This is a genomic window from Meiothermus sp. (genome assembly GCF_037443965.1).
In the GTDB taxonomy this organism is placed as follows: Bacteria; Deinococcota; Deinococci; order Deinococcales; family Thermaceae; genus Meiothermus.
Genome location: NZ_JBBINI010000054.1, coordinates 1 through 6983 on the forward strand (window position 1 = coordinate 1; position 6983 = coordinate 6983).

The 6983-nt window shown below is 59.5% G+C and carries 3 protein-coding genes; 2 read left to right on the forward strand and 1 reads right to left on the reverse strand.

The window, feature by feature from the left end; translation table 11 throughout:
- The first annotated feature begins 375 nt into the window (after positions 1-375).
- Positions 376-2745, forward strand: a complete 2370-nt coding sequence (locus tag WKI89_RS17130; protein WP_337871592.1) for a galactose oxidase-like domain-containing protein — start codon at positions 376-378, stop codon at positions 2743-2745.
- Positions 2746-2972: 227 nt separating this feature from the next.
- On the forward strand, positions 2973-5921 hold the full coding sequence (locus tag WKI89_RS17135) for a fibronectin type III domain-containing protein (protein WP_337871593.1): 2949 nt from the start codon (positions 2973-2975) through the stop codon (positions 5919-5921).
- Here the strand turns inward: WKI89_RS17135 and WKI89_RS17140 are convergent.
- Entirely contained in the window at positions 5905-6603 is a 699-nt protein-coding gene (locus WKI89_RS17140) for a TetR/AcrR family transcriptional regulator (RefSeq protein WP_337871594.1), read from the reverse strand. The genes WKI89_RS17135 and WKI89_RS17140 overlap by 17 nt on opposite strands.
- Between the last annotated feature and the right edge of the window lie 380 nt (positions 6604-6983).

Consider the following 6983-nt stretch of genomic DNA (forward strand, 5'->3'; position numbering starts at 1 on the left):
GGCCCGGTCGTTTGCAGGTTTCCTGGCGCGGGTGAACCTGATTCTGCTGGTGCACAACCTCATCCGCAGCCGTCTTCTGCTCAGGATGGCGGGGGTGGAAGGGTAGACTGCAGGTAGCACACGAAGGCATTACATGAGGTGTTAAAGCGTTGGGTGTTACGAGATTAAGTCCATAACGACACGGTCTTTCGCTTGTCCAGTACAAGAGATATTGGGATAACGGCCTAGTTCACAAAATAATACTCGTAAAGGACAAATGTACGCATATCCTGAGACTACCCTCGCCTTGGGAGACGGGTGTTGGCTCGCAGTACCAGGGTGGTTTGTACCGTTTCTTAGACTATCGGGGTCAGTAGAGCCAGGAGGACAGCGCATATGAAAATACGTTTTCTCAAAGTAGGCGGCCTTGGGGTGGTGTTTGCCTTGCTTATCACTGGATGCCCTCAGTCCACACCCCAGCCGCCTGCCACGCTCGAGCCTCCGCGCAACGTAATTGCGTACGCCGTTTCACCCACCCACGTCAAACTCTCCTGGAAAGCCCCAGACAGTCTCACCAACCCCAGCTTCGAAATCGAGCGCAAGGAGGGCAACCAGGGTTACCAACCACTGGCCGTTGGCATTGGCAGCAGCAGCCACGACGATACCCAGTTGGTTAGTGGGGGACGCACCTTCACCTACCGCGTGCGGACGAAAACCGCCAACGGCCAGAGCAACTGGGTTGAGTCCAACCCACTGCCGGTACCAGCCCGCTGCGAGAGCAACCCCGCCGATGCGCCCACCATCGGATGCTTTGGCCCGGTGGTGTCCAACTGGCCGCTGGTTGCCACCTATGTGGCTTTGTTGCCAAACGGAAAGGTAATCGCCTGGTACGCCTCCGACGACATTGGACGCTACCGCGAGCGCACCGATGTCCACCAGCGCGACCGCCGCAACGACCCACCCACTCAGGAAGACGGCACCATGGCGGTGCTGTGGAACCCCGACAGCGGTAGCTTCGAGGACGCCAGCTTCGGCAACGGCAGCCAGCAAAACAACCAAAGTGTTAGTGGCCAACCCAAAGGCACCGACCTCTTTTGCGCCGGCTTTACCGTGCTTAGCGATGGGCGCTTTTTCACCGCTGGGGGCAACCGGGGTCTGGAGTGGGGTAGCCTGCGCACCAACATCTTCGACCCCAAAACCAATACCTGGACGCCCGGCCCTGGGCCCACCACCCCCGACATGTGGCGCGACCGCTGGTACCCTACCGTCACCAAACTGCCCAACGGCGAGGTCATGATCACCGGGGGAACTGCCGAGCCTGACCCAGCATTTGTGGAGGGCTCCACCAGCAGTCCAGATAACCCGTGCCGAACCTCTTCGGGCCGCTGCCCTGAAGGTCTGGCCCTAGGCAAAACTTTCAGTTCCATCGCGAACGCGCCCGGCCTTTCCACCGGCATCAAAACACAAAACGCCAGGAGCACGGCCTTCAACAACGCCTTCGAAATTTACAACCCCGATACCGGTACTTTGCGGATGCTCGAGGCCACCGCCGCCGATGTGCAATCGTTTGAGCACTACTACCCCTGGTGGCACATCGCGCCCAACGGCCTGGCTTTCCTGTCCGGAGCCGGCAAGCAAAAAGGCTTGCTGGACTGGGCGCAGGGCCAGTGGAAGGGCATCTGGGAATCCACCAACCACGGCATCCCCTACGATGCGCACCGCGTTTATGGCACCTCGGTCATGTACGAGCCGGGCAAAGTACTGGTCATCGGGGGCGGTTACGCAGCCGACGTCTACCCTAATGGGGAGTTACAGATTTTCGCACTCAACAACACGCTCAACGGCAAAACCAGCCTGCACCTCGAGCTGAACCCCAGTTCTTCAATACCCCCCCTGATGAAGCAGGGGCCCAACATGCAATACAGCCGCACGCATCTCGATGCAACGCTTCTAGCAGATGGGAAGGTTTTTGTGAATGGGGGCCAGCAAGACGGGGGCGAGAACCCAGGGAACATCCCGCCCACGCCCATGACCCCCCAGCAGTCGCGGGAGTGGTGGCCCAAAACCGTCAACCCCGCCACCGTATTCAATATTGATCTAGCTGTATATCAGAGCGAAATCTGGTCGCCCGGCCCAGAAAACGGAGGCACCGGTAAGTTTGTGCTGGGTCCTCGGGCCCAGAAACCCCGTATCTACCATTCAGCCGCCCTGCTTTTGCCCGATGCCACCGTCCTGACCTTGGGCGGAGGGGGTTGTGGCCTTTGCAACGGCAACTTTGAAACAAGCTGGCAGGACGGTGGCTACTATGGCCGCTGGTTCGGCCAAGAAGCGATGATTAACCAAAGGAACCACGAAATCTACTACCCTGCCTATCTATTCAAAAGCGATGGTAGCCTGGCTCCCCGCCCCATCATTACCGGCCTGCCCAACACCGCCAGCAGCCCCGACGACTACCTCACCATTACCCACAACAGCCAGTTCACTGTGACTTGGAACCACCCCGACCCATCTCGCCAAATCAGCAAAGCAACCTTACTGGCCCTGGGCGTACCGACCCATGCCTTCAACCAAAACCAACGCTTCTTTAGTTTGGACATAGCCCAGCGCAACGGCCTCAGTCTAACCCTCAAGGCTCCTTACGACGGCCAGTACAACTCGCCCAATCCTGGCGGTGCCCGCAACATTGCCCCTCCCGGCTTTTACATGCTCTTCCTAATAGACGACAATGGCGTTCCCTCGGTAGCCCGTATCCTGCGCATTCAGTAATGTTCTTGCCCTCTGCCTACCCAGGTCAAAACCGGCCTGGGTTTATTTTTTGTTCACGACTTGCGTTATCTCATACCCAAGACCCACCCCACAGGCTTAACGTTCGGCTTAGGAATCCGAACGAGCAAACAAAATTCTGCTTTACGACCCATTTACTCTAATCGAGTGGCATCGCACGTGAAACTGGACTCAGCCACTGTACCATTGAGATATCACGTATGGCTTCTATGGCAGGGGTTGAGTTCTTTCGCGGCGGGTTGGGGAAGAAAGTGGGTCGGCTGTTTTTTTTGGCATTGGGGCTGGCCGCACTGGTGGCCTGCAACCAGCCAACCCCCCCACCCACGACCCCCAGTTCTTTGAGCGCTACCCCCAATGCCACCCCAGCGATGGTGCTGACCTGGAGTGCCTCGGAACATGCGACCAGCTACGAAATAGAACGCAAGACCGGAAGCGGTAGCACCTATGCCCCAATAGCCACTCCTGCCCGAGAGGCCACGACTTTTACCGACACCAGCGTGGCATTCAGCACCACCTACTCCTACCGCATCCGGGCCGTGGGAGCTGGCGACAAGAGCGACTGGTTGGAACGTGCTAACGTAACCACCCCGGCCCAACCCACCCAGCCCCCCGGCGCACCCCAAAACGTATCAGCTACCCCCACCAGTCCAACCAGCATTACCCTGACCTGGCAGGCCCCCACTTCCGGCGGCGCAGTGGCCAGCTACCGCATCCAGCGGAGGATGGGCACTTCAGGCAGTTTTAGCAACCTGACCACGGTTTTCACCACAAACTTCACCGACAACAGTGCCAACCCCAACACCACCTACACCTATCAAGTGCGGGCCGAGAACCCCGTTGGAAACAGCCAATACACGCCTTCGTCCCCTGTCACCACCCCTTCTGGTTCGCCCTCGGCACCGGGCAACCCACAAAATGTGCTGGCTTGGGCCAACTCTCCCACTGCGGTTCGTATTCAGTGGCAAGCCCCTGTTTCGGGTGGCCCGGTCAGCGGCTATACCCTCGAGCGTCGCCTGGCCGATGGAGACTACAGCACGGTAGCTTCAAACATTCAGAATCTGTTCTACCTCGACAACACCGTTAGCAACCCGCTCACCTATACCTACCGCGTCCGTGCAATCAATGAAACCGGTACCAGTGCAGGCTCCGAATCCAACCCAGTACCGGTTCCGGCCCCTTGCAACGCTCTTACCCAACAAGTGAGTCAGCGCGGCTGCTTTGGCCCGGTACGAACCCAGTGGCCCCTGGTACCCACCTACGCGGCCCTTCTGCCCACGGGCAAGGTGATTGCCTGGTATGCCTCCGACGATGTGGGCAAGTACCGTGAGCGCACCGATGTTCACAACATCGCCCCCCGCAGCAGTGCAGACCTGGGCCCCGAAGACGGCAGCCTGGTAACGCTTTGGGATCCCGCGCGCAACGACTTTGAAGATGCCAGTTTTGGTAACCGCAGCAGTCTGGGTGCTACAGGACAATCCAGAGGTACCGACCTGTTCTGTGCCGGCTACACCGTACTCACCGATGGCCGCCTCTTCACCGCCGGGGGCAACACCGGCCTGGAGTGGGGCAGTATTCGCCTCAACATCTTCGACCCTGTAGCCAAGCAGTGGGAGAACGGCCCTGGCCCCAATACCCCCAACATGTGGCGCGACCGCTGGTATCCCACGGTCACCAAGCTGCCCAACGGGGAGTTGCTCATAACCGGCGGCACTACCCAGCCACAACCCAGCTACCGCGACGGTGCCGACAACACCGCCAACGGCAACCTGGAAACCTCGGCAGGCGACCCCAGCCGAGCCGGTCAGAGCCTTTGCCGTACCCCAAGCGGAACCTGCCCAAATGGCCTCGAGCACGGCGTTCCCAACCCCTCCACGCCACCCAACACCCCCACCGCAGGCATCCGCGGCATCCGCGAAGCCAACGGCACCATGCGTCCAGGCAATACCGGCTACAACAACGCCTTCGAGGTCTACAATCCCAGCAATGGTACCCTGCGAATGCTCAATTCCAATGCCTCTGCGGTCAACAGCTTCGAGCACTACTACCCCTGGTGGCACGTGGTTCCCGATGGGCGGGTTCTGCTAGCAGGAGCCTCGCAGGATACGGCTATTCTGGATGTATTCACCGATAGTTTTGGGGGGCTCCTACGCCGTGATGGACAGAGGGTGTATGGCAGTTCGGTTATGTTCCGCCCCGGCAGTGTATTGGTGCTGGGGGGTGGGTATGCGTTCCGTGATGGCAGCGGCATCGTACAAGTAGGCCAGAGCGGTTCGGCCAAGACCACCTATATCCTGACTATTCCACTCAATGCCACCAGTGCAACGGTGGCTGCTGGCTCCAACATGAACTATCGGCGCACCCACGCCGACGCGGTGCTGTTGCCGGATGGAAGAGTTTTTGTCCATGGAGGGCAGCAAAGCGGGGGCGAGGAAGGAAGCCTTAGTACCAGCCAGTGGGCCAACACGGTCAATCCAGATACCCTGTGGAACCTCGACCTGGCGGTACGCACCGGCGAAATCTGGACACCGCCAGCCGATGGCAACGGCACCGGGAGCTTTGCCCTGGGGGCTCGCTCGCAAGAAGAACGTATCTACCACTCTACCGCTATGCTTCTGCCCGATGGCACCGTGCTCACGGCGGGCGGTGGGGGCTGTGGAACTTGCGACCAGCTCGAGCCCGCCGTTTACGGTAGCCTGAGCGGCCTGTCTGGGCCGGCTCGAGGGGAGCGCATCAACAAAAAGAACCACGAGATCTACTATCCTCCCTATTTGTTCAAATCGGATGGTTCGCTGGCCCCGTGCCCCATCATCCAGAGCACCTCTCTCAGCCCAACGGGCACGCCGCCCTATCCCACCGTGGCCTACGACAGCAACTTCGCCGTCACCTGGGCCCATCCCGAAGCGGGCCGTGGCATTCAGAAGGTATCGCTCATCGCGCTGGGCGCCTCCACCCACGGCTTCGACCAGAACCAGCGCTTTCTGGAACCCAACTTTACCCAGAGCGGCAACACCCTCACCATCAGCACCGATTTCCGCAGCCAGCCCAAGTTCGGCGGGGCCAGCCAGTCGCGCAACGCCGCCCCACCGGGCTTCTACATGCTCTTCCTACTCGACGACCAGGGCGTGCCGTCTGTCGCCCAAATCATTCGGATTCAGTAGCGTTCGCAATCGAAGCTGTCGGATCGGGCCACAAGCCCTGTTGGGTCATCCACTCAAACACCCGCCCTACCATACCGATGGTCTCGACGGTGAGGAGGTAGGCCACTAGCTCTTTATTCAAGGAAGGCTCCCACCGCAGGCTCTGCACCGAACTTAGCAGCATATTCACCATCAGGTCGGCCAGAAAAGCGGCCTCGGGGCGGCCTCCATCGGGGATGCCCAGGGGCTTCACGAGCGCCATGAGGTGGTGGGTCAGCTCGTCGCGGATGCTGCGTTGAATGGCAGCCAGGGTGCGCCCCAATGGCGAGGGTTCGCGGAAATAGCGCAGCAGCAACTCCACAAACTGCCACTCGGCCTCGAGCTGCATAAGGATGCGGCGGTACTGCGCTATCACCAGATCGAAGTCGCTGGCTCCATGTTCGCGCAAAAGGGATAGACCCTCGCGAATGGTCTCTCGAATGCGATTGCCGATATGTTCGGCAGCCACCACCACGCAGTCCTCGAGGCTTGAAAAATGGGCATAGAACCCCGACTGCACGATGCCTGCGTCGCGGGCCACTCGAGCCGTCGAAACTGCCCCCAGGCCTTCGCGGCTGAGGATTTCCACCGTGGCCTGGATTAGCCGCTCACGGGTGACCTGGCCATCGCGGCGCTTTCGCTGGGATTTGGAATCCGCTTTCATGAGAGACCTGACCGAAAATTAATACACCTTTTAGACTTCATCTGGGTGGGTTGTATATCTAGAATGATAGTACTATCATTCTATAGGGCACTGTCCCAGGAGGAACTATGAGCCAATCACGTCCTTTCCTAAGCGTACTTGCCGTAGGGCTAGTAGGTCTACTTGCGGCCTGTGGTCAACAACCCACCACCGACCCGCTTACCAAGGCCGATGCACAGAAGCTCAAAGACTCCCTCGTACAAAGCAACAAATACCTTCGTGTGCTACCTGCAGTCTACCCTTCCACCCCCGCCATCCTGAGCAGAAGACGGCTGCGGATGAGGTTGTGCACCAGCAGAATCAGGTTCACCCGCGCCAGGAAACCTGCAAACGACCGGGCC